Source organism: Affinirhizobium capsici (assembly GCF_977018625.1).
The window spans coordinates 20,348-46,280 of the sequence record NZ_CDRNXD010000005.1; the positions used below are offsets into that span (position 1 = coordinate 20,348).

Annotated in this window: 21 protein-coding genes; 13 read left to right on the top strand and 8 right to left on the bottom strand. The window is 54.5% G+C overall.

Annotated elements, in window-relative coordinates; genetic code table 11:
• Positions 1–74: 74 nt before the first annotated feature.
• Positions 75–983, bottom strand: coding sequence for a LysR family transcriptional regulator (locus AC0JZ1_RS16295; RefSeq protein ID WP_471883504.1), 909 nt, complete (start codon positions 981–983; stop codon positions 75–77).
• Between the two features lie 130 nt (positions 984–1,113).
• Here AC0JZ1_RS16295 and AC0JZ1_RS16300 point away from each other — a divergent pair, with 130 nt between their 5' ends.
• Entirely contained in the window at positions 1,114–2,688 is a 1,575-nt protein-coding gene (locus AC0JZ1_RS16300; RefSeq protein WP_471883711.1) for a proton-conducting transporter transmembrane domain-containing protein, read from the top strand.
• Positions 2,689–2,692: 4 nt separating this feature from the next.
• Complete coding sequence (locus AC0JZ1_RS16305; RefSeq protein WP_471883505.1) at positions 2,693–5,128, top strand: YbcC family protein; 2,436 nt, start codon at positions 2,693–2,695, stop codon at positions 5,126–5,128.
• A 53-nt stretch (positions 5,129–5,181) separates the two neighbouring features.
• Here AC0JZ1_RS16305 and AC0JZ1_RS16310 read toward each other — a convergent pair whose 3' ends face one another.
• From AC0JZ1_RS16310 to denD, 5 genes are all read right to left on the bottom strand, one after another.
• Positions 5,182–5,268, bottom strand: a complete 87-nt coding sequence (locus AC0JZ1_RS16310) for a small membrane protein YohP (RefSeq protein ID WP_471883712.1) — start codon at positions 5,266–5,268, stop codon at positions 5,182–5,184.
• A gap of 177 nt (positions 5,269–5,445) precedes the next feature.
• A complete protein-coding gene (locus AC0JZ1_RS16315) occupies positions 5,446–8,607 on the bottom strand; it encodes a DEAD/DEAH box helicase (protein WP_471883506.1) in 3,162 nt (1,053 codons plus the stop codon).
• Between the two features lie 531 nt (positions 8,608–9,138).
• Positions 9,139–9,426, bottom strand: a complete 288-nt coding sequence (locus AC0JZ1_RS16320) for a hypothetical protein (protein WP_471883507.1) — start codon at positions 9,424–9,426, stop codon at positions 9,139–9,141.
• A 47-nt stretch (positions 9,427–9,473) separates the two neighbouring features.
• Complete coding sequence (locus tag AC0JZ1_RS16325; protein ID WP_471883508.1) at positions 9,474–10,358, bottom strand: NAD(P)-dependent oxidoreductase; 885 nt, start codon at positions 10,356–10,358, stop codon at positions 9,474–9,476.
• A complete protein-coding gene (gene denD / locus AC0JZ1_RS16330) occupies positions 10,355–11,338 on the bottom strand; it encodes a D-erythronate dehydrogenase (protein WP_471883509.1) in 984 nt (327 codons plus the stop codon). Before denD ends, AC0JZ1_RS16325 begins: the two co-directional genes overlap by 4 nt.
• A gap of 143 nt (positions 11,339–11,481) precedes the next feature.
• Between denD and AC0JZ1_RS16335 the strand changes: the two genes are divergently transcribed.
• The 6 genes from AC0JZ1_RS16335 to AC0JZ1_RS16360 all read left to right on the top strand — a co-directional run bounded on the left by AC0JZ1_RS16335 (position 11,482) and on the right by AC0JZ1_RS16360 (position 17,916).
• Complete coding sequence (locus AC0JZ1_RS16335; protein ID WP_471883510.1) at positions 11,482–12,939, top strand: FAD-binding oxidoreductase; 1,458 nt, start codon at positions 11,482–11,484, stop codon at positions 12,937–12,939.
• Between the two features lie 38 nt (positions 12,940–12,977).
• Complete coding sequence (locus AC0JZ1_RS16340; RefSeq protein ID WP_471883511.1) at positions 12,978–13,700, top strand: FadR/GntR family transcriptional regulator; 723 nt, start codon at positions 12,978–12,980, stop codon at positions 13,698–13,700.
• 180 nt (positions 13,701–13,880) lie between these two features.
• The gene (locus AC0JZ1_RS16345) at positions 13,881–15,050 is read left to right on the top strand and encodes a fumarylacetoacetate hydrolase family protein (protein ID WP_471883512.1); all 1,170 of its coding nucleotides are present in this window, start codon (positions 13,881–13,883) and stop codon (positions 15,048–15,050) included.
• A gap of 4 nt (positions 15,051–15,054) precedes the next feature.
• Positions 15,055–15,588 carry a TRAP transporter small permease gene (locus AC0JZ1_RS16350; RefSeq protein ID WP_471883513.1) on the top strand — a complete coding sequence of 178 codons (534 nt, stop codon included), beginning with the start codon at positions 15,055–15,057 and terminating at the stop codon, positions 15,586–15,588.
• A complete protein-coding gene (locus AC0JZ1_RS16355) occupies positions 15,588–16,865 on the top strand; it encodes a TRAP transporter large permease (RefSeq protein WP_471883514.1) in 1,278 nt (425 codons plus the stop codon). The genes AC0JZ1_RS16350 and AC0JZ1_RS16355 overlap by 1 nt, the downstream gene beginning before the upstream one ends.
• A gap of 46 nt (positions 16,866–16,911) precedes the next feature.
• Positions 16,912–17,916: a TRAP transporter substrate-binding protein gene (locus AC0JZ1_RS16360; RefSeq protein WP_471883515.1), complete on the top strand. Its 1,005-nt coding sequence runs from the start codon at positions 16,912–16,914 to the stop codon at positions 17,914–17,916.
• An 83-nt stretch (positions 17,917–17,999) separates the two neighbouring features.
• Here the strand turns inward: AC0JZ1_RS16360 and AC0JZ1_RS16365 are convergent, their stop codons facing one another.
• Together AC0JZ1_RS16365 and AC0JZ1_RS16370 are read right to left on the bottom strand one after the other, a co-directional pair.
• Positions 18,000–18,923, bottom strand: coding sequence for a DMT family transporter (locus tag AC0JZ1_RS16365; protein WP_471883516.1), 924 nt, complete (start codon positions 18,921–18,923; stop codon positions 18,000–18,002).
• Positions 18,924–18,944: 21 nt separating this feature from the next.
• Positions 18,945–20,147, bottom strand: coding sequence for a mandelate racemase/muconate lactonizing enzyme family protein (locus tag AC0JZ1_RS16370; protein ID WP_471883517.1), 1,203 nt, complete (start codon positions 20,145–20,147; stop codon positions 18,945–18,947).
• Positions 20,148–20,484: 337 nt separating this feature from the next.
• Between AC0JZ1_RS16370 and AC0JZ1_RS16375 the strand changes: the two genes are divergently transcribed.
• The 5 genes from AC0JZ1_RS16375 (at position 20,485) to AC0JZ1_RS16395 (ending at position 25,845) form a co-directional block, all read left to right on the top strand.
• Positions 20,485–20,946, top strand: a complete 462-nt coding sequence (locus AC0JZ1_RS16375; RefSeq protein ID WP_471883518.1) for a ParB N-terminal domain-containing protein — start codon at positions 20,485–20,487, stop codon at positions 20,944–20,946.
• A gap of 116 nt (positions 20,947–21,062) precedes the next feature.
• On the top strand, positions 21,063–22,055 hold the full coding sequence (locus AC0JZ1_RS16380; protein WP_471883519.1) for an ornithine cyclodeaminase: 993 nt from the start codon (positions 21,063–21,065) through the stop codon (positions 22,053–22,055).
• Positions 22,046–23,380 carry a type III PLP-dependent enzyme domain-containing protein gene (locus tag AC0JZ1_RS16385; RefSeq protein ID WP_471883520.1) on the top strand — a complete coding sequence of 445 codons (1,335 nt, stop codon included), beginning with the start codon at positions 22,046–22,048 and terminating at the stop codon, positions 23,378–23,380. The genes AC0JZ1_RS16380 and AC0JZ1_RS16385 overlap by 10 nt, the downstream gene beginning before the upstream one ends.
• Positions 23,377–24,447 (top strand): PLP-dependent cysteine synthase family protein, encoded by a 1,071-nt coding sequence (locus AC0JZ1_RS16390; protein WP_471883521.1) that lies wholly within the window; start codon positions 23,377–23,379, stop codon positions 24,445–24,447. Before AC0JZ1_RS16385 ends, AC0JZ1_RS16390 begins: the two co-directional genes overlap by 4 nt.
• Positions 24,448–25,845 carry an MATE family efflux transporter gene (locus AC0JZ1_RS16395; protein WP_471883522.1) on the top strand — a complete coding sequence of 466 codons (1,398 nt, stop codon included), beginning with the start codon at positions 24,448–24,450 and terminating at the stop codon, positions 25,843–25,845.
• The last annotated feature ends 88 nt before the right edge of the window (positions 25,846–25,933 follow it).

Genomic DNA, 25,933 nt, shown 5'->3' on the forward strand with positions numbered 1-25,933 from the left:
TCACGTGCCAGATGCTGCTAAAGACGCATCTGCCTGCCTCATGCGGTATGGCACGTGTGACCCACTTCCGACCATCAACTCGCACCATTGCCTTGCTCAATGGCTTTCGGAGCATTGTGGTTGAGCAAAGGCAGTATGAGCGGGTTGGGAAAGCGACGCTTGATGGTCACTGCATAAAACGATTCCACCATGCCCGGCAGAGCATCGAGCTCCACCAAAACGCCTGCCTCCAACTCGCCCTTGACAACGATCGGCGGCAGCACTGCGAGACCTGCGCCCTCGCGGGCAAGAAGACGCATCATGGCCATGTCATCCACTTCGGCTGCGATCTGTGGTGTCAAGGCGAGCGTGGCCATCAGCGCTTCGAACTGTGAGCGAACGTCGCTCTCAAGGGTTGGCAAAATGACCGGGTGTTTTTCCAGGAGATCCGTGAGCGTTGCACCCGATTTCAGGTAAGAAGGGCTACCGATCAAGCTTACTCGTTGCTGATAGACATGCTGGGCAATAAAGGGGGTAACCGCATCCGCCATTGGAGGCTTGTTCAAAAGAACGATATCGAGGTTCAAAGCTTCCAGTGCAGCCAGAAGTTCTCTGGTGCTGCCTGAGCGCAGTATCATCTCCACGTCCGTCCGTCCGAGGATTGGACGCAAGAATTCCATCTGGAAGTTACGCGATAGGGTGGCAAGTGCGCCTATGCGAATAGCTCGGCGGGTTTTTCCCGTTTCCTTGAGCGTTTGCAGGAGTTCCTCGCCAGCGGCAAAAATTGTGTCAGCGTGATCAAGCGCTACGCGGCCAGCCTCGGTCAGGTAAAGTTGACGACCACGACGTTCGAATAGGGCGTGTCCCAACCGTTCTTCTAACTGCTTGATTTGTATTGAAAGCGCCGACTGCGATAGGTTGAGCCGTTCCGCAGCGCGCGTGAGATTGCCATCGTGCGCAACAGCACGAAAATAGCGAAGATGATGATAGTTCAATTCGGACATGGTTCTATTTTATAGAACGATTTCGCGGAAACAATGAATTTTTCTTGTAGCCACTCGACTGGTAGCAGGTCTGAGGTTGTCGCTGCCTCCTCCAAGCAGCGGCCCAGACAGGAGCTATCCAGTGATCTACATGTTTCCGCTTCTCGCACCGCTGTTGCTTGCCGCTGCTTCGTTCTATGCCTTTCGAGCGCCCGGCCTACGCCCACGTTTTGCAATCCGCTTGGCCGAACTCGCAGGATTAGGCTCGATTATCGTAGCACTCCTCTCAGGTGTTTTGCTCGCCCTTTGCGGTTCTGGCACAAGCCCATCTCTCGGCTACGGATATGTGGCTTTCGCATCCCGGCTTGACCTCGTCAGCCTGGTCATGCTGCTGCTAGTGGCCTTCATTGGCTGGGTCGTTCTGCGCTATGCCGGGACCTTTCTCGATGGTGAGGAACGGCAAGCGCCATTCACTGGATGGATGACCGCGACACTTGCCGCCGTTCTCCTGCTCGTCCAGTCCGGAAGTTTGCTACAACTTCTAGTCGGGTGGGTCGCAAGCAGTCTCCTGTTGCACCAGTTGCTGCTCTTCTATCCGGAAAGAGTGGCCGCTCAACGTGCTGCGCGTAAGAAGTTCATCGTTTCGCGCATCGCCGACGCGGCTTTGGTCGGTGCTATCATCCTGCTCGCCATCTCCTTCGGCACGGGTGATATTGCTACTATCCTTTCAACTGCTCGGAATGGGGAAGGGCTGCCACTGACGATTTGTGCCGCTAGCCTTCTTGCCGTCGCCGCCCTTCTTAAGTCTGCCCAGTTCCCGACCCATGGCTGGTTGACCGAGGTTATGGAAACGCCGACGCCGGTTTCCGCTCTGTTACATGCGGGTGTGGTGAATGCAGGTGGCTTCCTGCTAATCCGCTTCGCAGACGTCATGCTGCAGGCACCTGTGGTACTCGCAGTGCTGGTCATGGTTGGCGGATTTACCGCGCTGTTCGGCAGTCTTGTTATGCTGACACAGTCTGCGGTCAAAACCTCTCTCGCATGGTCCACTGTGGCGCAGATGGGTTTTATGATCCTGCAATGCGGCCTTGCGCTCTTCCCGATTGCGCTTCTGCATATTGTTGCCCATTCGCTATATAAGGCGCACTCCTTCCTTGCCTCGGGCTCTGCCATTGAAGTTGTCGCCTCAATCCGGAGACCCGGTCCCGTCGCGATCCCGAATGCGAAAGCAGTGGGTCGGGCGTTTCTTCTCGCACTTACGATCTATGCAGTGATCGGCCTGCTTTTCGGATTTGCTGACAAGCCACCGCAGGCGCTGGCCCTCGGCGCAATCTTGATCTTCGGTGTTGCCTATCTCATTGCGCAAGGCTTGGCAGATGCGGCCCCATGGGCTCTGACATGGCGCACCTCTCTTTACGCGATTTCCGCTGCAACGGCTTATTTCGCTCTCCAGCGAATTGCGGACAAGCTGATGTTTGGGACGCTGCCTGCTACGCCTCAGCCGGGTGCTTTGGAATGGACGCTGATGCTGCTGGCTGTCGTTAGTTTCGGTGTGGTTGCGGTTGCACAGTCACTGTTTCCCCTCTGGGCTTATCACCCGGCAGCGGCGGGCCTCAGGGTGCACCTGGCTAACGGCCTTTATGTGAATGCCCTCTTCGATCGCCTGCTCGGTGGCTGGACTATTTCCCGCACGACTTCCGCAACACCCGCGTCCATCAAGGAGTGATGAGATGACTAAGTTGAACACAACGGTGAACCTTCATAGTGAAGCACTTGCGAAAGCGGCAGATGAGGCGGTGCGGGCGATACCGCCTGCTTGGCCATTGACGGCCACTGTTGCAGTCAATCCCTTTCTTGGCCAAATAAACGAAACGCTTGAGCAAACGGCGGCACGCCTGGCCCGGGTTACTGGCGTACGGCTTTCAATGCCCCGCAAGCATTATGTGGATAAGATCGCGAAGGGAGAGATCCTTGATGAGGATCTTGCTGGGGCGCTCCAATCGTCTGCTCTCCGTGACACTCTTGATGTTTCGGCATTAAAGGCAGCTGCAATCAAGCAACCACGCTTGGGTACTGGGCTGCCAACAGTCGCCGATCTTGTAGCGCGGGTAACGGGGAAGGATTGGCCATCCCTCTTGTCAGAGCGGATTGGTAGTTTTGCCGCCGGTTTCTTCGATCAGGGCCAAGCCCTTTGGATGGCCTCCCGGCGCAGCGGGCTCTATTCCGCTTGGCGGGCTTTTGCCACTCACGATCTTACGCTCGACATCCATGGACTGAAGGGCTTCAGCATTCATGTGGATGAGACGCCGGAAACGCCGCAAGGAATGATAGAGCGGGCAGCGGTATCTCTCGGTTTTGGTTCCGAGCCCGGAACCTACTTCCACCAATTGCTTCTTACGCTCGGTGGCTGGGCACAGTTCGCACGCCATATTCAATTCAAGGCGGAAATCGAAGGGCGGTCTGACACCACCGCACTGGAACTTCTCGCTATTCGGCTTGTGTTCGAAGAAGCACTTTACATACGGCACAAGATCGAAATTGAAAACAATTGGCAAGATGTTCGCCGGGCACATGCCGAACCATTGGTGGTTGATCACGAAACGCTTATTGATGGTGTCCTTCAGGCTGCCGCCGAACAGGCCAGCCAACGCAAGCTTGCTGCCACACTCGCTTCGCCTTCGACAGCTAAAATCGCAGAGTTGCGCCCGGTGCTGCAGGCCGCCTTCTGCATTGACGTGCGGTCCGAAGTTTTCCGGCGGTCGCTGGAGAGTGTCGATCCAGCTGTCATAACATTGGGCTTTGCGGGCTTCTTTGGTCTCGGCACCAGTCACAAAGGTTTTGCCTCTGAGGTCGCGGAAAACCGGCTTCCAGTTCTGTTGAAGCCGTCCGTATTCAGTTGCAGCGCTGTAGATGATGACACGGCAGCCGACGATCAGGCTCGGTTCAGCGCGCGTGCCACCCGTGCCTGGGGTCGGTTCAAGCTTGCAGCTGTCTCCTCCTTCGCCTTCGTTGAGGCCATGGGGCCAGTCTATGCTGGCAAGCTGATGCGGGATGGTCTAGGTCTCGTAAAGGGTAGAAGCGTGGATGCGGCCAAACCACGCTTTGTATCCGCTCTCGATCTCGATACACGTGCCGTCATTGCCGAAACGGTGCTCAGGGCCATGTCCCTGACCGAAGATTTTGCACGTTTCGTGTTGATTGCGGGTCACGGTGCCAACGTCGTCAACAACCCCTATGCCAGCGCACTTCATTGCGGCGCCTGCGGCGGCTATGCTGGAGACGTCAACGCACGCTTGCTTGCGAACCTTCTGAACGAAACTGAGGTTCGGGAGAAGCTGGCAGCAAAGGGTATCGCCATTCCTACCGATACGGTCTTTCTCGGTGGTTTGCACGACACGACAACAGATAGCCTCACTCTGTTCGAGGGTGATCTTGAGAACGAGATCGCCTCGCAGGATATCGTTCGTATCAAGAATTGGCTTGTTCAGGCGGGCAGCTTGACACGGGCCGAGCGGGCTCAACGTCTGCCGAACTCGACAGCCGCCAGTGTCATGGATCGCAGCCGTGATTGGTCGCAAGTGAGGCCAGAACTGGGGCTTGCGGGATGCCGGGCCTTCATTGCCGCACCAAGAGCGGGCACGGCAGGCCGGTCGCTGGAGGGACAAGCCTTTTTGCATGATTATGTCTGGAAAAAGGACGAGGGCTTCAAGATCCTTGAGCTGATCTTGACGGCACCCGTTGTTGTCGCAAGTTGGATTAGCCTCCAGTATTTCGGTTCATCCGTTGCGCCTTCGTTGCTCGGAGCTGGAAACAAGCTGCTCCACAACGTGGTTGGTGGTATCGGAGTGGTGGAAGGCAATGGCGGAAATCTCCGTGCTGGCCTTCCCTGGCAGTCGGTTCACGATGGCGACAATTTCGTTCACGATCCATTAAGACTGACAGTTGCCGTTGAGGCTCCCAAAGAAGCGATCAGCGATATCCTGAAGCGCCATGACCATGTGCGCACCCTTTTTGATAACGGCTGGCTGCATCTTTTTGCACTTGATGAGAAGGGCCAGATGGCTTGGCGTTACAGTGGTGGACTCAATTGGACAGATGTTGCGGAGACCGCCGGCTCTGGAAGGATTGGGTTAGATAGCATCCAGATGAACCGCCGGGCCTCATGATGGCCTCATCAGATCGGTCTTAGATCAATACCTCGGCAACACTCCTGCTGGAGCTAGAAAATCAGCTTCAGCAGGAGGATGACCACGATCAAACCGATCAAAAATATGACACCTACGGTTCCACCGATAAATTTGAGCATCTGTTTTCTCCTTTATTCTCATAAACTTCGACCGCGGTACTGCGTGTTGTGACAACGGTCACGGTGGAAACAGGATGAGGCGAAAGATGGTTCCAGTAATAGGCGAAATCATCGGAAGGCGATCTGCCGCCGAGCAAGCTTTCTGCTTGGCGAGCGTGGAATTCGTGTAGTACCGGTTCAAGGCTGCGTGGTCGGCGCGCTCGCGTGTTCGAGGAACTGCTCGACAAAGCCAAGCTGTTCCTCACCGGCGATGGGCTTGTCCATTTCAAAGACAAAGCGCGGCGCTCGCCAGCTCGCTCCTGATTTTTTCGCCGATGCTGCAAGCTTTTTGGATGCTCCTTTTGAAGCGACAGTTAACGCCAATCCCTTTGGGCCAGCTTCGATCTTGGCTATGCCTAGTTTTGCCGCGAAAAGCTGCAAGCGGACCAGACGCAGCAGAAGCTCCACATCTGGCGGTATATCCCCAAAGCGATCTTCAAACTCGTCGCTCAATTCATCCAGTTCCTTGGGCGAACCCACTCGGAAGAGCTTTGCATAGAGATTGAGGCGTAAGGCGGCATCTGAAACATAGCTCTGGGGTATTGTGCTTGCCAGGCTCATATGAAGAACAGCCCGCTGTCCTGTATCGTCCTGCTGCTGACGCGAGCGTGCGACGGACCATGAAAGCAAGCTTTGATAAAGACCGACACCGATTGCCTTGATGTGTCCTGCCTGCCGCTCGCCTGCAAGGTCGCCCCCGCCGCGCAAATCCAGATCGCGCATGCTGATTGCCAAGCCTGAACCAAGGCGATTGTTTTCCACCACAGTCAACAGCCGAGCATATGTTTCCGGGGACAATTCATCGGCCTCTTTTGTAATAAGAATGGCCGACCCCTGAATGCTGCCGCGACCGACCCGCCCACGTAACTGATGAAGCTGTGACAGCCCAAACAACTCCGCGTTCCAGATGAAGATTGTGTTGGCGCGCGGCATATCAAGTCCGTTTTCAATGATGTTGGTTGCAAGCAAAACATCACCGTCTCCAGCCGAAAAACCTATGATAGCCTCATCAATGTCTGCCACTGGCATTTTTCCGTGTGCGATTTTTATGGAAAGCTCAGGAACGGCTTTTCGAAGGAACTGCTCAACCCCTTCTATGTCTTCAATGCGTGGCACAACAACGAAGCTCTGCCCACCTCGGCGGAATTCGCGCATGAGGTTCGTGCGTATGGACGCGCTATCTAGATCGGTAAGAACCGTCCTGATTGGCAGACGTTTGCGCGGTGGAGTTGTGAGGAGGCTGACCTCTTGAATTCCGACCATCGCCGATTGCAGCGTCCTGGGGATGGGTGTGGCTGACATGGCAAGGACATGCAGAGATGGTGCAAGCGCCTTCATTGCCTGCTTTTCTTTCTCCCCGAACCGATGTTCCTCATCTACGATCAAGAGTGCAAGGCGCGCAAAGCTAACGTCCTTGGCGAGCACAGCATGCGTTGCGATGGTAATGTCGAGTTCTCCCTCCGCAAGTGCCGCTTTCACTTGCTTGGCCTCACGCGGATTAACGAGGCGCGACAAAAGGCCTATTTTAATACTTGTTCCTGCAAAGCGTTGCTTGAAAGTGTTGAAATGTTGACGCGCCAGAACCGTCGTCGGCGCTATAAGTACGACCTGCCCTCCGGCCAGGGCCACAGCCGCCGCTGCACGCAAGGCAACTTCTGTTTTACCGAAACCGACATCCCCGCAAACAAGGCGGTTCATCGGGCGCCCGGATGCTAGGTCACCAAGAACATCATTAATGGCTAGGATCTGGTCAGGTGTTTCAGGATAGGGAAACCGCCGAGCGAAAGACGCGAATGATATAGCTGGGGGAACGAACTTGTCCGCATTCGCTGACTGCCTCCGCTGCGCGAAAGCCGCCAGATGGCGAGCAGTAGCCTGGATATCCCTGGCAATCTTTTCGCGTTTTTTCTGCCAAGCTTGTGTATGCAGTCTGTCCAGCGAAACGGCTTCGGCCTCTGATCCGTATCGCCACAGCTTTCCGAACTCCTCCATCGGAACAAGAACCGATCCGCCATCACGATATTCCAGACGCGCAGTGTCACGGGAATGCCCCTCTATGTCGATGGGTTCAAGATTCCGAAGAATCCCGATGCCGTGATCTTCATGCACGACCACATCACCAATACGTAGCTCAGGTTCGCGAAGCAGGCCTTGCCTTTGGTCGGCATCATAGCTCTGCGGAGAAGCGATCACGGCGATATTATACTGAAGATCAATGAAGCCAGTCTCCAACGGAGAGGGGAATTTCAAAAGGCTGCGGGGATTTGATGCCAGGATATCGTCCCAGCTTTCAACAGCGCGAATAGGAGTTTCCATGGCCTTGGCCACTCGTCTGCAAAGCGTTTCAAAACCTTTACCCATTCCGGCAATGACGATCTTTTGGCCTTGCTTGCTCGCATTTTGAACGAAACCAATGATTGATCGGTGCGCATCAGGACGTGAAAACTTAATTGGAAGCTCGGTGCCCTCTTCGATTTTGAACCCGCTAACCTTCATGCGATCAGCGTAACGATCCCATTCATTGGGGGTCAGGTAAAAGGCGTGCGAACCGGCGCTCTCGGCGTGGTCGACATCAAATCGTAACTGCCGAGCGTCTTCGATAATATCGAAATGGCGACTAACAAGCGTTTTTATGCCTGGAGCCAAATGAATCTCAGCGTCGCCCAAAAGATCTAGAGCGCTAGGCATATCCTCGAACAGGTGAGAGAGAAGCCGCTCCATGGTTCCCGATGGCGTCACCTCTTCATTCCAACTATCATTAGGCAGAACTGCTTCGGTTGCGGGGCCCAGCGTGACGCGTTCCAAGAAACTCTCTGTACGCTGTGAGGAACGATCAAAACCCCTGAGTTCAAGGACATGATTGTCCTTGCAGAGAACAATACGCATGGGGCCGGGAGCACCAGCGGGATATATATCTATCACACCCTCGCGAACCACGACCTCACCCGGATCGTCGGCGACACCCTCTGCGACATAACCTGTTTGTCTGACGAAGTTATCGAATGCCTCTGGGTCAAATGGTTTGCCGACCACAAGCTCCAGCCTGCTTGCTTCAATGATGGCTGTTGGTGGAACGCGTTGAAGCACCGCTTCCAGTGACGTGATGAGCAACGTCGGATCAGCGCTGCGCGACATCCATATCCGCAAAGCATCCATTCGCCGTCCCATGGAATGAGGGGAGGGCGGCAATCGATCATAGGGAAGGCAGTCCCACGGTGGGAGGACGAGAAGCTGTAGCTGGGGGAAGAGAGCGCAAAACGCCGCGGCGATTTCTTCGGCGGCGGCCTCGCTCTCGGCCACGTAACAGAATGATCCGCCTGAGGTTTGAAGAGTTTCGCCTAACCTGGCTGCTAATAAACCCGGGGAAGGGGGCGTCGCCTCAATGGCTAACGGTGCATCGGGGGGACTCGAAATAACTTCGTCTTCAATTGCAATGAGGCTCACATTAACCTGCCAGTCTTGTATCAGCGGACGCCGAACTACAAGAACCGGACTATCTTCGACTTGTTCCACCTTCCACGGCAGTATCCAGTATCAATCCGCCAGAGACGTCAGATAGCGCGGACTAAATGCAGTGCAGCCTATAATGTCTCCGCAGCAAGACCTGCATGCGTATCTCTGAAAATAGGCGGATGGGATTTGGAAGCGTTGAACCGTTCTGTTGGCAGGCGAAGAGTTGTAAGGACCGCGCGAACTCGGCAAACAAGTGCGATGAGGCAATAAGTGAGAGAGATACCACCATTTCCACAATCGGCATGTTTGGCAATCGTCTCGGGGATGAGAACATGGAATGGCAGAAACTGGAGGGATGGAGAATTGGGTCTCTAACGCTCACTCTTTCAGTGCCACCTGTATAGCAGCTTTCACAGGCTGCGTTCGTAACAGACCACTCACAGACAGCGTGGTGAGCGCCACTGGGTGTTTTGCAAGCAAATCAGAGAGCGCCCCTTGTTCCATAACTATGTTTATCTGATTTAACGGAACACCGCGATGGCTAAAAAACGATGTGTAACTTGAGCATGATAACAATGGGTTGTCACTCGCAAGGAAGATGCAATGGAACGCACCTACTCCCATAATAACTTGAACTAACGCTGCTAACGAGTTGAGGAACGCCATGGTTTCGCCCTCCCCACAAATCGCATTTCACCGCAAACTCAAGAGAATTATTGGCGATTGATCTTTTCCAGATGTAGCAAAAGTCCGCTGTGATCTGTTTCTCCGTGTCCGTTCTGAACGAAGGCTTCAAAAGCACTGCGAATCTCTTGCGTGAGCGGGAGCGAAAGTGAAAGGTTCTTTGCCATGTCGGCTACAGCATTCAGATCCTTTAACTGAAGCCTCGAAGGGCCACCTGGTTCAAACTGACGGTTCACCATCCGTGCGCCATGAATCTCGAGAATACGGCTTTCTGCAAAACCTCCGCGAATGGCTTCACGGAATTTTTCGCGTGAAGCACCGCCAGCTTCGACCAACATCATGGCCTCCGCAACCGCCCCGATGGTGATCGCAACAATCTGCTGATTGGCGAGCTTGCAAATCTGCCCTGCACCGGAGGGCCCGACATGCGTTACGCGACCAAGGTGAGCGAATACACCTTTGACGCTTTCGATAACTGTCGCATCTCCTCCGGCCATGATCGCCAATGTGCCTGCCTCGGCACCAACAACACCGCCTGATACAGGTGCATCAATATGCGAAATGCCAAGATCATTCAGTCTAAGTGCATGATCCTGAGCGATGGGGGGCGCAATCGAGGAGCAATCGATGACGACCGCCCCTCGTTTCAGATGCTTCACTGCACCGCTGGAGAACAAAACCTCCTCCACGGCCTTGCCATCTGAGAGCATCGTAAAAACGACATCCGCATTTTGAACAGCATTGCTTGGGCTGTCGGATGATCGAGCCCCCTGCTCTACCAGAGGTTTTGTCTTTCGGGTGTCTCGGTTCCAGACGGTTAGGACAAAGCCAGCCGCTAGAAGTCGTGCCGCCATTGGCGCACCCATAAGGCCCGTACCTAGAAAAGCGAATCTGAGCTGTGGCGTGTTGGTCATAGCTTTCCTCCGAGTTCATCTTCGATGTGAATGCGAATGATTTCGTCGAAAGAGTTTTCGGCTGCGAAACCAAGCTCGCGTGCGCGTTTTGCTTCAAATCCCGGTGCCCAGCCAGCGCACATGCGCATGATCATTTCATCCGGTTCGCGCCGGATCAGTCGTACTGCATTCTCACCCGCGATCCGCCGCAACGCATCGATTTGCTCACCCACCGTCGCGCTCAGACCGGGCATGGACAGATTACGCCGTGGACCGACTTTTTCCAGATCGATCGTCGCTCCATGTATGAGAAAGCCGACCGCCGAGCGTGGTGATGCGTGCCAATGGCGCACATTTTCGCTCACAGGAAGCACGGCTTCCTGGCCCACCAGAGGCTCACGCAGAATATTGGAAAAGAAACCTGATGCTGCTTTGTTCGGCTTGCCCGGTCGAATGCAGATTGTGGGAAGACGAATACCAATGCCGTCAAAATAGCCCTTGCGAGAATAATCCGAGAGCAGAAGCTCGCAGATCGCCTTTTGAGTGCCATAGCTCGTCAATGGCGTTGTGTGGAAATCGTCTGGTATTGGGAATGGCAGGGGGGCGCCGACAACGGCGATCGATGAGGTGAATACCACGCGAGGACGATATGCATCTTCTTCGTGAGCTTTGCGGATGGCATCGAATAAATAACGTGTTCCATCCAGATTGATCCGGTAACCCTTCTCGAAGTCCAGTTCCGCCTCACCTGAAACGATGGCGGCCAAATGGAAAATGATGTCTGGACGGTTTGCGACCAGCCGTTCAGCTGTACCAACTTCAGAGAGATCAGCAACTTCGCAGTGTACACTGCCTTGAAAACCTATTGGAGCCTCTGGTGCCACCACATCAACAAGGGTCAGCGTCTCCAATCCCCTGCCCCCGACAGCACCATCCCCGCTCAGCTTTTGCGCTAGCTTGCGGCCCACCATGCCAGCCGCGCCAATGATCAGAATATGCATACTAGTTCCTCCCGAAACGCAGAGGGAGGAAACGACCTCCCGCAAAAAATTATTTGTAGGGTTGTCTGATAACCTTATATCATGCCCACGCAAATCAATTTATGCCATTAGTGAAATTTAACGAGTTGAGGGACGAAGGTTCGATGACGAGCGTGTCGGGAATGGATGGCGAAGCACACTTACCTGCTGAGGCTATTGAAGCTCTGGTAACCCGACTGGGTGAAGACCTTGTCCTTCACGGTCCAAAGGTCGAACCCTATTGCCGCGACTGGCACGGGGACGTGACGACCGGTGCGATTGCTGTGATCCGTCCGCGAACGACAGAGGATGTTTGCAAGGCGGTCCGCCTAGCCGGAGAACTGAAGCTTGCAATTGTTCCGCAGGGCGGGAATACAGGGCTTGTTCTCGGTGCAACACCTGATGATCCAAATCGTCAGATTGTCATCAGTCTGGAGCGGATGAATGCAGTTCGCCGGATTGATGTCGATGACTTTTCCGCCGTTGTTGAGGCGGGCGCCATTCTCTCCGAATTCAAAGATGCGGTTGAGCAAGCGGGGCTATATTTTCCATTGTCACTTGGCGCCCAGGGATCGTGCCGTATTGGTGGCAATGTGTCTACCAATGCGGGTGGCATCAATGTGTTGCGCTTTGGGATGACGCGTGAACTCGTTCTGGGCCTTGAGGTCGTGCTGCCAGATGGCTCCGTTTTCGACGGCCTTTCGACCCTTCGCAAAGACAACCGTGGGATTGACTTAAAGCAGTTATTCATAGGGGCGGAAGGTACGCTTGGAATTGTCACAGCGGTAGCCGTTAAGCTTATGCCTCCTGCTCAGCAAGTCGCAACGGCACTTCTTGGCCTTCCAACGCTGGATCACGCTATCGCTCTCTACCGCCGCGCCCGGAAAGATTGCTGTGATCTGATGTCTGCCTTCGAATTCATGCCGCCTCTGGCGTTCACCCTGGCACGCGAGGCCATGCCGGACCTTACAATGCCCATTGCCGGTGACTATGAGGCATATGTCTTGATGGAGGTTTCGGGCTCGGGGCTCGTCGACATTGATGAGCTGTTGAACCGTTTTCTGGAGGGCGTCATGGCCGACGGCCTCGTGATTGATGGTGTGATTGCCGGATCGAAGGCGCAGGCACGTAACCTTTGGCTTTTCCGTGAAGGAATGAATGAGGGTCAGGCTAAGCGTGGCCCGCATCTCAGAACCGATGTTTCCGTTCCACTTTCGAAACTGCCGGATTTTGTGCGCGACGCAGAAGCTGCAGTACTGGGGGTTTGTCCAGATTGCACCTGTGTTTCTTATGGGCATGTCGGGGATGGCAACGTGCATCTTAACGTCCTGCCCCCTTCCGGCCTGCCAGTGCAGGAGACCACACAACGCATATATGCGTCCAAGACTGCAATTAACGAAGTGCTCTATCGTTTCGGCGGCTCCATTAGCGCGGAGCACGGGATTGGGCGCCTTAAAAAACCGGATTTCGCTTCCCGGTTGCCGCACGCTCAGCGAAAATTGCTGACCGCTGTGAAGCGGGCCATCGATCCCAATTTGCTGATGAACCCTGGTTGCCAATTGAATTTTACGCAGGATTCGTAAACATCGGATTTGGCAACAGCGCCACCAAAGGAATTGCGATGGATAACGGGCAGATCAGTATAGGGCAAATCAGGCGAAGCGAGCATCTCCCGGCACGCATTGCCGCTCAATTGGCCAACGAGATCACCGAAGGTCGCTTGAAACCTGGTGAAAGACTGCCCACAGAACATGCATTGTCCAAAACGCTCGGCGTCAGCCGTTCAGTGGTTCGTGAGGCCATTGCACAATTGCGGAATGAGGGGCTTGTTGAAACGCGCCAGGGTGTAGGCGCATTCGTGAGCGAGAAGTCAGCGCGCCCGATCCGAATAAACGATGATGAGCTCGGCGATCCACACAGCTTTCGGGCGCTCTTTCAACTTCGCGTCCCGCTGGAGATCGAGGCCGCTGGCCTTGCGGCGTTGCACCATACACCAGCTGACCTCGTTCGTATTGACGATGCATTGGCGGGAATGACAGGCGCTGAAAAATGGTCTCATCAGGGGGTCGAGGCGGATCTTCTGTTCCACCGTGCTGTGGCCGAGGCTACCCACAATGCCTATTTTGCCATGTTCGTCGGCTTCATTGCGGAAAGAATTAGTCACGCAATTGATGCAGCTCGCGCCCGAGCGGTTCTTGAAGAGATTGTAGAAGTCACCATTACAGAGCACGTAGCTTTAAGAGACGCGATTGCAAGTCGAGAGCCTAAGCGCGCCAGAGAGGCGATGCGGACACACCTGCTTGGCGCGGCGAGCCGAATAGAGCTGAGCCTCGAAGAGTTCTGAGCATTACATTTTCGTTCAAATAGTGCTGCCGTCATAAAAGCTTGTGTCCCGCGCTCGCAGGGGTAGACATGACCGCAAACTGTCCTTAATACTTCGCAAACCGCGTTGTCAGACATCCTGACAATAGGGCGAGATGACAGGAGGTGTCGCTCGCCGGGAGGGAACTGGGGGAGGCTAATCTTGGCGTTACAACGCAAGCTGCGTGCTGCCGAAATTTTACCGCATGATGCTGGCGAGGCAGTGCTGGTTGGCCGTGTCTGGTCAAATGAGGCAGGCGGTCCCTGCCCTGTTGTCGTTCGAGATCAACGCGTTCTCGACCTGTCATATATGGCAGCAACGATGAGCACACTGCTCGAGACCGATGGGATTGCCGCAAAGGTAAAGGCCGCTGAAAATCTGCGCGATTTGGGCGATGTGGATGCGTTCCTGTCGGGCGAGGCAGGGCATTTGTTGGCTCCGGTTGATCTGCAAGCGGTCAAGGCTGCTGGCGTGACCTTCGCTGACAGTATGCTGGAGCGGGTAATCGAAGAGCAGGCTAAAGGTGATGCGGGTCGCGCTCAGGAAATTCGCATCAAGCTTGCGCCTGTTTTGGGCGATAGCCTTCGCGGCTTGGTTGCCGGTTCAGAACAGGCAGCAAAAGTTAAAGCGCTCCTACAAGACATGGGTCTTTGGTCGCAATATCTCGAAGTGGGCATCGGACCAGATGCTGAAATTTTCACGAAGTCACAGCCTATGTCTTCTGTCGCCTGCGGCGATAAGGTCGGCATTCATCCAATCTCTCAGTGGAATAATCCAGAGCCTGAAGTGGTTCTGGCCATACGTTCTGACGGCAAAATCCTTGGTGCAACGCTTGGAAACGACGTTAACCTTCGCGATGTCGAAGGACGTTCAGCACTTTTGCTCGGCAAGGCCAAGGATAACAATGCGTCTTGCGCACTCGGTCCTTTCATCCGTCTGTTCGATGAGAATTTCACACTCGACGTCTTGAGCAAGGTGCGTGTCTCGCTTCTCGTTCAAGGTGAAGACGGGTTCGAAATGACGGGTGAAAGCCCGATGGAAGCAATCAGCCGCACGCCGGAAAATCTGGTTTCACAATTGCGGAACCGCAATCATCAATACCCTGATGGCGCAGTACTGTTTCTCGGAACAATGTTCGCACCGGTGAAAGATCGACGCGGAGCGGGCCTCGGTTTTACGCATGAGGTTGGTGATCGCGTTGAGATTGCCTCGCCCAAACTGGGGAAGCTCGTGAATTTCGTCGATCGATGCGATGCCTGCCCGGAATGGGCGTTCGGAACACGCGCTCTTTTCAGGAACCTGGCTCAACGCGGCCTACTGGATAAGGCGTGACCTCATGACAAAAGCGATTGATATATTTTTCAAGCTTCTGGAATGGCTGCTTATTTTTCTGCTTTCCGGCATGGCAGTCATGGTGTTCCTCAACGTCATCTTGCGTTACGCCTTCAATTCCGGGCTCACCGTATCTGATGAAATGGCCCGTTATTTCTTCGTTTGGCTTACGTTCATCGGCGCGGTCGTGGGCTTTCGTGAATATGGACATATGGGTGTCGAAAGCCTTGTTGCGCTTCTTGGTCGCAAAGGTCGCGTTGTCTGCATGATCCTGACGAATATCGTTATTCTCGGCGTATCTCTTCTGTTTTTCTGGGGCACCTGGAAACAGCTTCCCATCAACAGCAGCATGAAAGCACCCGTCACGGGCCTCTCCATGGGCTGGGTCTATGGCATCGGCTTTTTCACCGGCGGTGGTTGTGCACTGATCGCACTGGAACGGCTGTTCCGACTCGTTACCGGCCGCACCACTGAAGCTGAAATTGCTGCTTTTGCCGGAGAAGGTCAGGACCTCGAAAAACTGGTGGAGCGCGCCTGATGACCCTTCTCGTTTTTATCGCGTCTCTGCTTGGCGCAATGGCAATTGGCGTGCCCGTTGCATTTGCCCTTATGTTCTGCGGCGTTACCCTCATGTGGTACATGGGGATGTTCAATAGCCAGATCATTGCGCAAAATATGATTGCTGGCGCGGACACATTCACTCTCCTTGCGATTCCGTTCTTTGTCTTGGCCGGTGAGTTGATGAATTCCGGCGGCTTGTCACGCCGCATCATTGATTTCGCTATTGCCTGCGTTGGCCATATTCGTGGTGGCCTTGGTATCGTCGCTATTATGGCCGCAGTTATCATGGCCAGCATTTCTGGTTCTGCAGCTGCAGATACGGCAGCGCTTGCCGCCATTCTGATCCCCATGATGGCCAAGGCTGGCTATAACGTGCCGCGCTCCGCAGGTCTCATTGCCTCGGGCGGCATTATCGCGCCGGTCATTCCGCCTTCGATGGCCTTCATCGTTTTCGGTGTGGCAGCGAACGTATCCATCACGCAGCTCTTCATGGCGGGTATAGTTCCTGGCATTCTGATGGGGCTAGCCTTGGTGGTCGCATGGCAAATCACGGTCCGCAAAGACAATATCAAGCCCCTTCCCAAAACCACGGGTGCTGAGCGTCTTCGCGCAACGGGTCGTGCTGCCTGGGCTCTTGGCATGCCCGTAATCATCCTGGGTGGCATCAAGGCAGGGGTTGTGACGCCCACAGAGGCCGCAGTCATTGCCGCCGTCTACGCAATGTTTGTCGGCATGGTCATCTATCGGGAATTGAAGCCAAAGGATCTGCCGCGTGTCATTTTGCAGGCTGCAAAGACCACCGCGATTATCATGTTCCTCGTCTGTGCCGCCCTGGTCTCCTCCTGGCTCATCACGGCTGCGAACATTCCGGGTGAAATCACTGGCTTCATCGAGCCCCTGATTGACCGGCCAATGCTGCTGATGTTCGTCATCATGCTTTTGGTGCTGCTGGTTGGAACGGCGCTTGATTTGACGCCAACCATCCTGATCCTGACACCCGTTCTGATGCCAATCATCAAGCAGGCTGGCATCGACCCGATTTACTTCGGCGTCATGTTCATAATGAATTGCTGCATCGGTCTCATTACGCCACCAGTCGGCGTCGTTCTCAACGTCGTAAGCGGCGTCGGGCGAGTGCCTCTTGGCAAAGTAGTCACGGGCATCACACCGTTCCTCATCGCTCAGGTGACCATCCTCATGCTGCTTGTCTTGTTCCCGCAGATCGTCACCGTCCCGGCACAATGGCTGAGGTGAAGCGCGCGCCAACTTCTAAAACGAAATCCAAAGGGAGGATTAAACCATGAAGAGACTACTATTCGCTACGACGGCTCTTGCATTTGCTGTTTCTACCGCTGCACCGGCATTTGCGGAATTCCAGGCGCGCACGATCCGCGTCTCCAACGGCATTAACGCAGATCACCCGGTCGGCAATGGCATCAAGGCAATGCAGGAATGCCTGGATCAGAAAACCGGCGGCAAGATGAAGTTGCAGGCGTTCTGGGGCGGCGCTCTAGGCGGCGATCTGCAGGCAACGCAGGCCCTTCGCTCAGGCGTTCAGGAAGCGGTTGTGACCTCTTCATCGCCACTTGTTGGCATAGAACCTGCACTTGGTGTTTTCGACCTGCCTTTCCTGTTTGCCAATGCTCAGGAAGCCTACAAAGTGCTGGATGGCAAGTTCGGTGACATGATGACCGAAAAACTGGCCGCCGTCGGCCTGGTCAATCTCGGATATTGGGAAAATGGCTTCCGCAATCTCTCCAACTCGGTGCGTCCGGTCAACAAGTGGGAGGACTTCCAGGGGATGAAGGTTCGCGTCATGCAGAACAACATCTTCCTCGACACTTTCCAGAATCTTGGCGCAAACGCCACGCCTATGGCATTTGGCGAAGTGTTCTCGGCGTTGGAAACGAAAACCATCGACGCGCAGGAAAATCCTTACGTCACGATCGACACCTCGAAGTTCTTTGAAGTGCAGAAATACGTGACCGAGACCAACCACGCCTACACGCCATTCCTGTTCCTCTTCTCCAAGGCAATTTTCGATACCTATGCGCCTGAAGAACAGGCTGCTTTGCGCGAGTGCGCCACTGTTGGCCGTGATGTTGAACGCGGCGTTATTGCTGACCTCAACAAGAAGTCGCTTGAAAAGATCGAGCAGGCTGGCCTCAAGGTGAACAAGCTTTCCGACGATGAGCAGAAGCGAATCCGCGAGAAATCAATGGTGGTTTACGAGAAGCACAAGGCAGAGATCGGCGCGGATGTTGTCGATTCCGTCCTCGCTGAATTGGCTGAAATCCGCAAATAAATTTCCAACTGTTTGACTTACTGAAAGGCTCGCTGCATCACGCAACGGGCCTTTTTTTTGCGCATTGAGGTTCCTGTTGTTTCTCATTCAGGAACTGCAGGGAGAACCTGATCCCGCTTCTTTAATTGCTGCTCGCGGAAAAAGATGAACAGGCCAGAACCGACAATAAGTACCGCACCCAGCACCATGCTGATCCGCGGTACTTCACCAAAGAACCACCACCCGAACAGCAGCGCCCACAGCAGCAATGTATACTGAAGGGGCGCGACAGTAGCAGCATCGGAAATCTTGAGTGCACGGTTTACAAGCATATGCGCGCTCATTGCAACGACGCCCAAAAGTCCAAGCAGGAAGAGTTCCGTTGCTGAGGTGAGCGGCGTCCAATCAAAAGGCGCAAACACCAAGCCAGCGAGGGCAGCCCCGCTTGTCTGAAACAGAACAAGCGTCTTGTCCGGGGTCGAACGCAGGCTGCGTCCAGATAACATCATGAAGGCGAAGGCTGCCGTGCCAATAATTGAGATGACTGCCGGTGCCGTGAACATAGCGCTGGATGGTTCGAGCGTAATGATGACGCCGACAAAACCTACAGCAATTGCGCTCCACCGACGCCAGCCAACCTTCTCGCCCAAGAGGAAGGGTGAGCAAGCCGCAACATAAATTGGAGCCGCCAACCAGTATGTCATCACGTCCGCAAGCGGGAGATACATCACCGCATAATAGAAGCAAAAAAGCTCCATCGTGGAAAAGATAACGCGTGCAACCTGCAAACCGGGGCGCTCTGCTTCCATAATCGGCTTTTTCCCAGCCATCCAAAGAAACGGCGATAGGATGAGGAGAGCGGCGAGGCTGCGGATCAGCACCACCTGCCCAAGCCCGTAATTGGCAACCAGCCACTTGCCCATGGCGTCATTCAAGGCGAATAGCAGCATTCCGAGCAGCATGACGGCTGGACCAGCGAAGGCCGCTGAACTGCGGAAGGATAAGGTTGAAGACGCTGGAGTTGACATGTCTGCTCCCAATGCAGTGGCTTAAAGTGACGTGGTATTCGAAATGCGGCGCGAGACAGTAAATGCTTTGTCCAGCTCCGGGTTAAGCTCCATACCAAGTCCTGCGCCGGGTGGCACTGTAATCATGCCGTTGGAAACCTCCGGAAGCGCGGTGACGAGATCGCGATACCAGGTTTTGTAAAAGGCGCGCACACTTTCCTGAACCAAGGCATTGGGAGCATTGAGAGACAAGTGGGTTGAAGCACAAAGCACCACTGGACCGGTGCAATCATGCGGTGCCACTGGCAAATGCCACGCCTCTGCCATGGCAGCAATTTTTCGTGCTTCTGACAGGCCACCGCACCAGGAAATGTCCAGCATGACAATGCCTGCCACTCCTGTTTCAAGATAATCGCGGAAGCCCCAGCGGGTGGCCAAGGTTTCCGACGCCGAAATGGGCGCGGGGGAGACATCAGCATAGCGCCTGAGGCTAGACAGACTATCCATTTTGATAGGATCTTCATGCCAGAAGGTTTGATAAGGCGTCAGCGCCTTGGCAATCTGCATTGCCGGCAGCAACTGCCACATAGAGTGGAATTCCACCATGATATCCATTCGATCACCGACGGCCGAACGGATTTTCTCGAACGGAACAAGCGCCTGCTTGAGATCTGGCATCGAAATGTAGCTGCCGCGGGTTTTTTCTGCCGCTGCATCGAAAGGCCAGATCTTCATCGCCGTGATGCCCTCTTCCAAGAGGGAGACAGCAAGTTCATCGGCACGATGCAGGAAGCCATTCAGATCATCATGGCCGCTGGCAGTGGCAAGCCCATAATTTGCAGTCGTCTGGCCGGTCGATTTCTTGATATATTCTGTCCCGGCACAGGTATTGTAGGTGCGGATTTCGCGACGGGTAAACCCACCAAGCAGCTGCGCAATCGGTTGTCCTGTCACCTTTCCAAAAATGTCCCACAGGGCAATGTCGAATGCGGAATTCCCACGCACCTCTGCACCGGATGAGCGAAAGCCCACATAGCCCACCAGATCGGCGGCTAGGCGATCGATCTCTAGAGGATCACGTCCTAGCACTCTGGGCGCAACATACTCGTGCAGATAGGCCTCCACCGTTTCTGCGCCAAAAAACGTTTCGCCGAGCCCTGTAACGCCTTCATCCGTGTGGACCAGAACCCACAGGAGATTGGGGCGCTCGGCAATGCGAACGGTTTCGATAGACGTAATTTTCACTCTTCCCTCCCGGAAGCATGAGACAAGAAGCACTCTGGTGCTCAGTGCCGTACACGCTGGCAGTCACATACATACTGTCGGATATTGCATCCTCGGCGGGTCCCTACACCAGCTTTTACCCGCACTCAACGATATTGTCATGTTGTCGGACAATCAGAGAGAATGCAAGTATTTCAATGAGAAGGCACTTCTTTATCTAAGGCGTATACTGGAACGACTCTAAAGTTGACATTTCTTATCATATTATGTTGACGAAGGATTCATTCTGGCTATTATCGCGCCGATAATAAAAACTATGAGGGGCACCACTCGTTAATCCAAACGTCGAGGAGGCGTCATGTATACGAGAAGTCCAAGCTATTTTTTGATTGATCCAATTAAGCTCACACCAACAGAAGAGATAGACTATAACCATGTTGACTACCTAGAATCCGAAATCCGTAATTCTGGATATTGGACAGTTCCTATCACTATACAACAGAATGCGCTTTTTGTCATGGATGGCCACCATCGGCTTGAAGTTGCTAAGCGTTTAAATCTTGCTCTGATCCCGGTGGTGCTCACAGACTATGACCGCGTTGATGTAACCGCTTGGAGGCAAGGGGAGACCATTACACCCCAGTGTATATTCGCCATGGCGCGAAGCGGGGAAAAGTTTCCCCATAAAACAACCAGACACATTTTCCGCGAACCATTGCCCCGCTGCGCGGTGCCTTTAAGCGAACTCATGTATCCATCAATCACAGGATACGGTTTTCACGAGCCACAAGCGCCGCAAATGGAGTTGGCCGTCGGCTAACCACAGAAAAATACGAGATTAACCTCGTCATCTCTAAGCGTGCAAAACCTGTCACCTTCGGTTTCCGGCATGTCGGTGCACGTCGTAGCTTTGACCATTTATTCAAGAGTTTCAACATGACTTCATTTCTTCATACACCCGCCATGCATGTGCTGAGCAGAACAGACCTTTCCGATATTGAGCTGCCGCCTGCCGAAGTCATTCGGCTCGTTGAGGATGCCTATCTCTCCTATGCTCAAGGCGCTTCCCGTTGCCCAACCAAGCTTATGATGCCGCTGCCGAAGGAGGAGCGCGATTCCGTCTCATACTCGATGCTGGGTTATGACGGTGCCCTAGAGCAACTCGGTTTCAAGACATCCTATCGCCAAGGCAATGACAGCGCAGACAAGTATTACACGACCATCAGCCTTTATGACGATACGACGGGGCTTCCCTTTGCCTTTATGGATTGCCATAGGGTCGGCGGTTCCCGCACGCCTGCAACGACAGCCATCATTGCCAGGCATTGCGCAAAGCAAAATCCGGAAACTGCGCTTATGGTCGGAACCGGTGCGCAAGGTGTCAACACCCTTCCCTACCTGCTGACGGCCCTGCCTTCGCTGAAAAAGCTACGTCTTTTTGGTACGCATCCAGATGGGATTGCGCTGAGCCTTTCCACTTTCGCCAAGCATTTTCCTGATCGAGAGATCGAACTGGTGAAGGACGTACCAGAAGCGGTTTCACAGTCGGATATCGTTGTGGCCGCCTCAGGCCGTGCCGCGCATCCTAAAATCCAGACCAAGTGGCTGCCGGAGGGCGGTTTGCTCATCTCCGTGGCAAGCAAGGGCGTCGAAGCGGGCTCGCTTCACGACGCAGATTACGCCATTGCGACCAATGAAGGTCAGATGGGCGTAACAGGCAAACGTCTTGCCGGAGATGGACGAGATGCGAGCATCGACGCTGAACTGCCGGATATCGTCGCTGGTCTGAAGCCGGGACGCCGCACTCAAAAGGATCGCGTGTTCGCCTTCAGCAGCGGCATGATCATCACGGATATTCCCGTCGCACATGCGCTGGCAACCAGGGCCATTGCGGCAGGCAGAGGCGCGAGGGTAGAACTGTGGAAGTAACAGTCAACGCGATCCGCGCCATTGAGCGCGACTGGGCCGTTGCGGCCCGTACGGATGGCTCTTTGCTGGAGCAGATTGCAAGAGTGATCAATGGGCCATTCCATCTGATCCATCCTTCGACCTTCGGCGAAAACCTGAGCGCTTTTCAACAGGTTCTGCGTGAGCGAGACGTATCCGGAAAGGTGTACTTCGGCAAAAAGGCGAACAAGGCTGGCGCATGGCTGCGCGAAGTCGCCAAGCACAACGGTTGCGTGGATGTTGCGAGCATTCCGGAATTTGTTCACGCACTTGCCAATGGTGTGCGCGGGGAAAACATCGGCGTAACAGGTGCGGCCAAAACTGATGATCTGCTGTGGCTGTCCGCACGACATGGCGCAGTGCTGGCTATAGACGCCATCGACGAGTTGCAACGTGCCATTGTGATTGCAAAAGAGGCTGGCACCTTGCGCGTTCTCCTTCGCATTTTGCCGCCCAATGCACCGAATAGCCGGTTCGGATTCAAATCGGACGATCTGACAGCGGCTTTGCAGATATGCGAGGAAAATCGTGACGTCATCGAGATGGACGGTTTCTCATTTCATCTCGATGGGTATGCCGTTTCACCGCGTGCCGAGCTTGCCTCGCTCCTGATCGAGAAATGCAATGAAGCGCGTACGAAAGGATTTCCGTGCCGCGGTATTTCCATCGGTGGCGGCTTTGCCTGCGCCTATGTTGAAGAAACGGATTGGCTTGAATTCAAGGCTGCCTTGTCGCCGGATCTATTCCATGCGGGCAAGAGTTTCAATCATTTCTACCCCTACTTCCAGTCACCAACAGGGGCTGCGATGCTGGATGCCATTCTCCAGACAACTGTTGGCAATGCGACACTTGCTGAAAAACTCATTGCATCTGGCATCGAGCTTTATCTCGAACCTGGGCGCGCGCTGCTGGATGGCGCGGGGATGACTGTCTTTCCCGTACAGGGCTTCAAGCAGAATGACGAGCACGGCATTGTCACCGTTTCAGGCTTAAGCATGAGCCTGTCCGAACAGTGGAAGAACAGTGAATTCCTGCCGACGCCTTATCTCGTTCAGCGCGGCACTGAGCGGCTGCAAGACCCAGTGCGTGCGATCATCGGCGGGTCGAGCTGCATGGAATATGACGTGCTGACATGGCGTAAGATCATGTTCCCAGCGCAGCCTCGCCATGGCGATCTGATCGTGTACCCCAATACGGCCGGGTACCAGATGGACAAGAACGAGAGCGAATTTCACCAGCTTCCCCTCCCCCCCAAGATCATCGTGTCGCGCAATGGTGGCGAGACCACCTGGAGGATCGACGTATGAATATTCTCAATACAAAGGCGTTCGAACGCGTCGTCAATTTCGCCTCCGATCTGATTGGCGATACACCAATGATAGAACTTGCTCGTACGGGCAATGGTAGCCGCTTGATCCTCAAGCTCGATCAGTTCAATCCCACTGGCTCTTGCAAAGTCCGCATGGCGCGCGAGATGATCCTGGCAGCAGAGCGCGACGGTAGGCTGAAGCCGGGCGGCCACATCGTGGAGCCGACCTCCGGCAATACGGGAACCGGTTTAGCCCTCGTTGCCCTCGAGCGAGGCTATAAGTTCACCGCGATCGTAGATGGCCATGCGTCTCGCGATAAACTGCGTGCGATGAAAGCCTTAGGCACCGAACTCGTATTTGTGGAAAGCACAACGGAAGGACCTAGCACGGTCGCTCGCCGAAAAATGGCGGAAGAGATCGTGGCAAGAACGGGCGCTTTCTGGCCGGATCAACACTACAATCCAAACAATAATCGCGGCTATGCTAGCCTTGCCGCTGAACTACTGCGCGACCTGCCGAATGGTGTGGATTATCTTGTCGGCGCTGTCGGCACAGGCGGTACTCTTTGCGGCACGGTTAGGGAAATGCGGCGGCTAGGCTCTAAAGTTGCGAGCATTGGCGTAGAGCCGACTGGGTCCATTATCTTTGGTGGCAAGCCGGGAAAATATTGGCAGACGGGCGCGGGCGCTCCCGGCGGCTTCACCGTAGGGCCGAATGTTGAACACGATCTGATCGATGAAGGCCTGACTGTCGATGATGTGCATGCCTTTAGCGCCGCCCGAGTGATCGCCAAGCGCACAGGCCTATTGGTAGGTGGAACCGCTGGTGCCGCAGTCCATGTTGCGCTTAAACGCCTGGCTCTGGTGGAGCCCGGCAGCACGGTTGTCGTTCTGATTTGCGATGCGGGCGAGAAATATCTCGATAGCGTTTATGATGACGACTGGCTGCGGGCCCGAGATCTGCTCGATAGGCGAACAGATATGCGGATCGATGGCTTGCTCAGTGCCTACCACGATTCCGTTGTGCTTGCTGCCAAGGGACCATCTGGCATGGGAGTGCACTGAATGGCCGCGAAGCATTACCGTGATATTATCACGCTCGCTGCGCCTATCGCCGGAATTCAGTTCGCGCAGGTGGCCTTGACCAGTACCGACCTTCTGATGATGGGGCTTCTGGGTTTGGAAGCCGTCGCTGCCGGCGGTCTCGCCATGCTGCTCTATAACCAGTTGCGCACAATGTGCGTGGGCATGGTTACCAGCGTGGGCAACATGGTGGCAGCCGCGGTTGGGCGCGGAGAGAAGCGAACAGGTACAACGGCAATCGATGTAGCCGCGACTGAAGAGGTGAAGGATATTCTAAGGGCGGCCATGCTGCTGGCAACGCTATCCGCTTTGGCGGCAGGTGGGCTGCTCATTCTGTTTGGCTATTTCCTCACCTATCTCGGACAGGCTCAATCGGTGGTGGAGCTCGCCAAACCCATTATGCTTTCGTTAGCACCTGGCCTTCTGCCAATGGTTTGGCTGAATGTATTGCGGCAGTTCGCGGTCGGCATGCGTCGGGCAGGTTCGCTACTTATGGTCACCGTGATATCCATTGCCGTCAACGGTCTACTTAACGCAGCCTTCATCTACGGCTGGCTGGGGATACCCATGCTGGGCTTGGCAGGCATCGGCCTTTCGACCACGTTGGTGCAGCTATGGACTTTCGTCGTCTACCTTCGCATGGTTGGAAAAGATGAGAAGCTCCAAACGCTTTTGGCATTCGATGCGTGGAACGCCAACTGGCAGACGGTTTCGAAAATCGCCAAGATGGGCATCCCCATTTCCCTTACATATGGTTCGGAAGCGGCCATCACGTCCATCGCTACAGTGTTGATGGGAACATTCGGCCCTGTTGCGTTGGCGGCTTCCAACGTCGTCAATCAATTGGCTTATATTGTGTATCAGTTGAATATCGGCCTCTCACATGGCTCGTCAATTCTGGTCAGCCGCACACTCGGCAAGGGTGATGTTGATGAAATCGGTAAGGTCGCGGCTAGAACTTTCACCATCAGCTTCGGCATCATGACTCTCATCGGAATGATGTACATTCTTTTACCGGATCTGGTTCTACGCCCATTTTTGAGCGCGGATGCTGATCCCTCCGTGACATCCCTGGCGGCTATATTGCTTTGGTTTGCTATTGCCCATCAATTTCTCAAGGGTTCGCAGAACATCTGCATTGGGCTTTTGCGAGGCCTTGGAAATACCAAAGCCGGGCTTATCAACACGCTGATCGGCTACTGGGGTGTAGGTATTCCTTGCATGTTTATCTGCGGGTATCTGCTTGGATGGGGTGGTCAGGGCGTCTGGTTTGGCCTCTGCCTTGGCTTTGGGGTCACAAGCTTGCTGCTGTGGTGGCACTTCCTGTCAGCTCTTAGAGGCACAACTGATCGGCTACAAACCTTAGGAGCCCAAGGGTAGCCAACTGGAATTCCTAATATACATCACTTGCTCAAAACATGATTGCACATGTCATCTTTTTGCGCTACCGCTACCGCAAGAATTAAGG

What these genes read in the sequence shown, in the direction of transcription:
- AC0JZ1_RS16390 (WP_471883521.1), top strand. Translation starts at nt 23,377, where the DNA reads ATGAATATTCTCAATACAAAGGCGTTCGAACGCGTCGTCAATTTCGCC.
- AC0JZ1_RS16360 (WP_471883515.1), top strand. Translation starts at nt 16,912, where the DNA reads ATGAAGAGACTACTATTCGCTACGACGGCTCTTGCATTTGCTGTTTCT.
- AC0JZ1_RS16395 (WP_471883522.1), top strand. Translation starts at nt 24,448, where the DNA reads ATGGCCGCGAAGCATTACCGTGATATTATCACGCTCGCTGCGCCTATC.
- AC0JZ1_RS16305 (WP_471883505.1), top strand. Translation starts at nt 2,693, where the DNA reads ATGACTAAGTTGAACACAACGGTGAACCTTCATAGTGAAGCACTTGCG.
- denD (WP_471883509.1), bottom strand. Translation starts at nt 11,338, where the DNA reads ATGCATATTCTGATCATTGGCGCGGCTGGCATGGTGGGCCGCAAGCTA.
- AC0JZ1_RS16325 (WP_471883508.1), bottom strand. Translation starts at nt 10,358, where the DNA reads ATGACCAACACGCCACAGCTCAGATTCGCTTTTCTAGGTACGGGCCTT.
- AC0JZ1_RS16320 (WP_471883507.1), bottom strand. Translation starts at nt 9,426, where the DNA reads ATGGCGTTCCTCAACTCGTTAGCAGCGTTAGTTCAAGTTATTATGGGA.
- AC0JZ1_RS16340 (WP_471883511.1), top strand. Translation starts at nt 12,978, where the DNA reads ATGGATAACGGGCAGATCAGTATAGGGCAAATCAGGCGAAGCGAGCAT.
- AC0JZ1_RS16365 (WP_471883516.1), bottom strand. Translation starts at nt 18,923, where the DNA reads ATGTCAACTCCAGCGTCTTCAACCTTATCCTTCCGCAGTTCAGCGGCC.
- AC0JZ1_RS16335 (WP_471883510.1), top strand. Translation starts at nt 11,482, where the DNA reads ATGACGAGCGTGTCGGGAATGGATGGCGAAGCACACTTACCTGCTGAG.
- AC0JZ1_RS16310 (WP_471883712.1), bottom strand. Translation starts at nt 5,268, where the DNA reads ATGCTCAAATTTATCGGTGGAACCGTAGGTGTCATATTTTTGATCGGT.
- AC0JZ1_RS16295 (WP_471883504.1), bottom strand. Translation starts at nt 983, where the DNA reads ATGTCCGAATTGAACTATCATCATCTTCGCTATTTTCGTGCTGTTGCG.
- AC0JZ1_RS16350 (WP_471883513.1), top strand. Translation starts at nt 15,055, where the DNA reads ATGACAAAAGCGATTGATATATTTTTCAAGCTTCTGGAATGGCTGCTT.
- AC0JZ1_RS16300 (WP_471883711.1), top strand. Translation starts at nt 1,114, where the DNA reads ATGTTTCCGCTTCTCGCACCGCTGTTGCTTGCCGCTGCTTCGTTCTAT.
- AC0JZ1_RS16375 (WP_471883518.1), top strand. Translation starts at nt 20,485, where the DNA reads ATGTATACGAGAAGTCCAAGCTATTTTTTGATTGATCCAATTAAGCTC.
- AC0JZ1_RS16380 (WP_471883519.1), top strand. Translation starts at nt 21,063, where the DNA reads ATGACTTCATTTCTTCATACACCCGCCATGCATGTGCTGAGCAGAACA.
- AC0JZ1_RS16355 (WP_471883514.1), top strand. Translation starts at nt 15,588, where the DNA reads ATGACCCTTCTCGTTTTTATCGCGTCTCTGCTTGGCGCAATGGCAATT.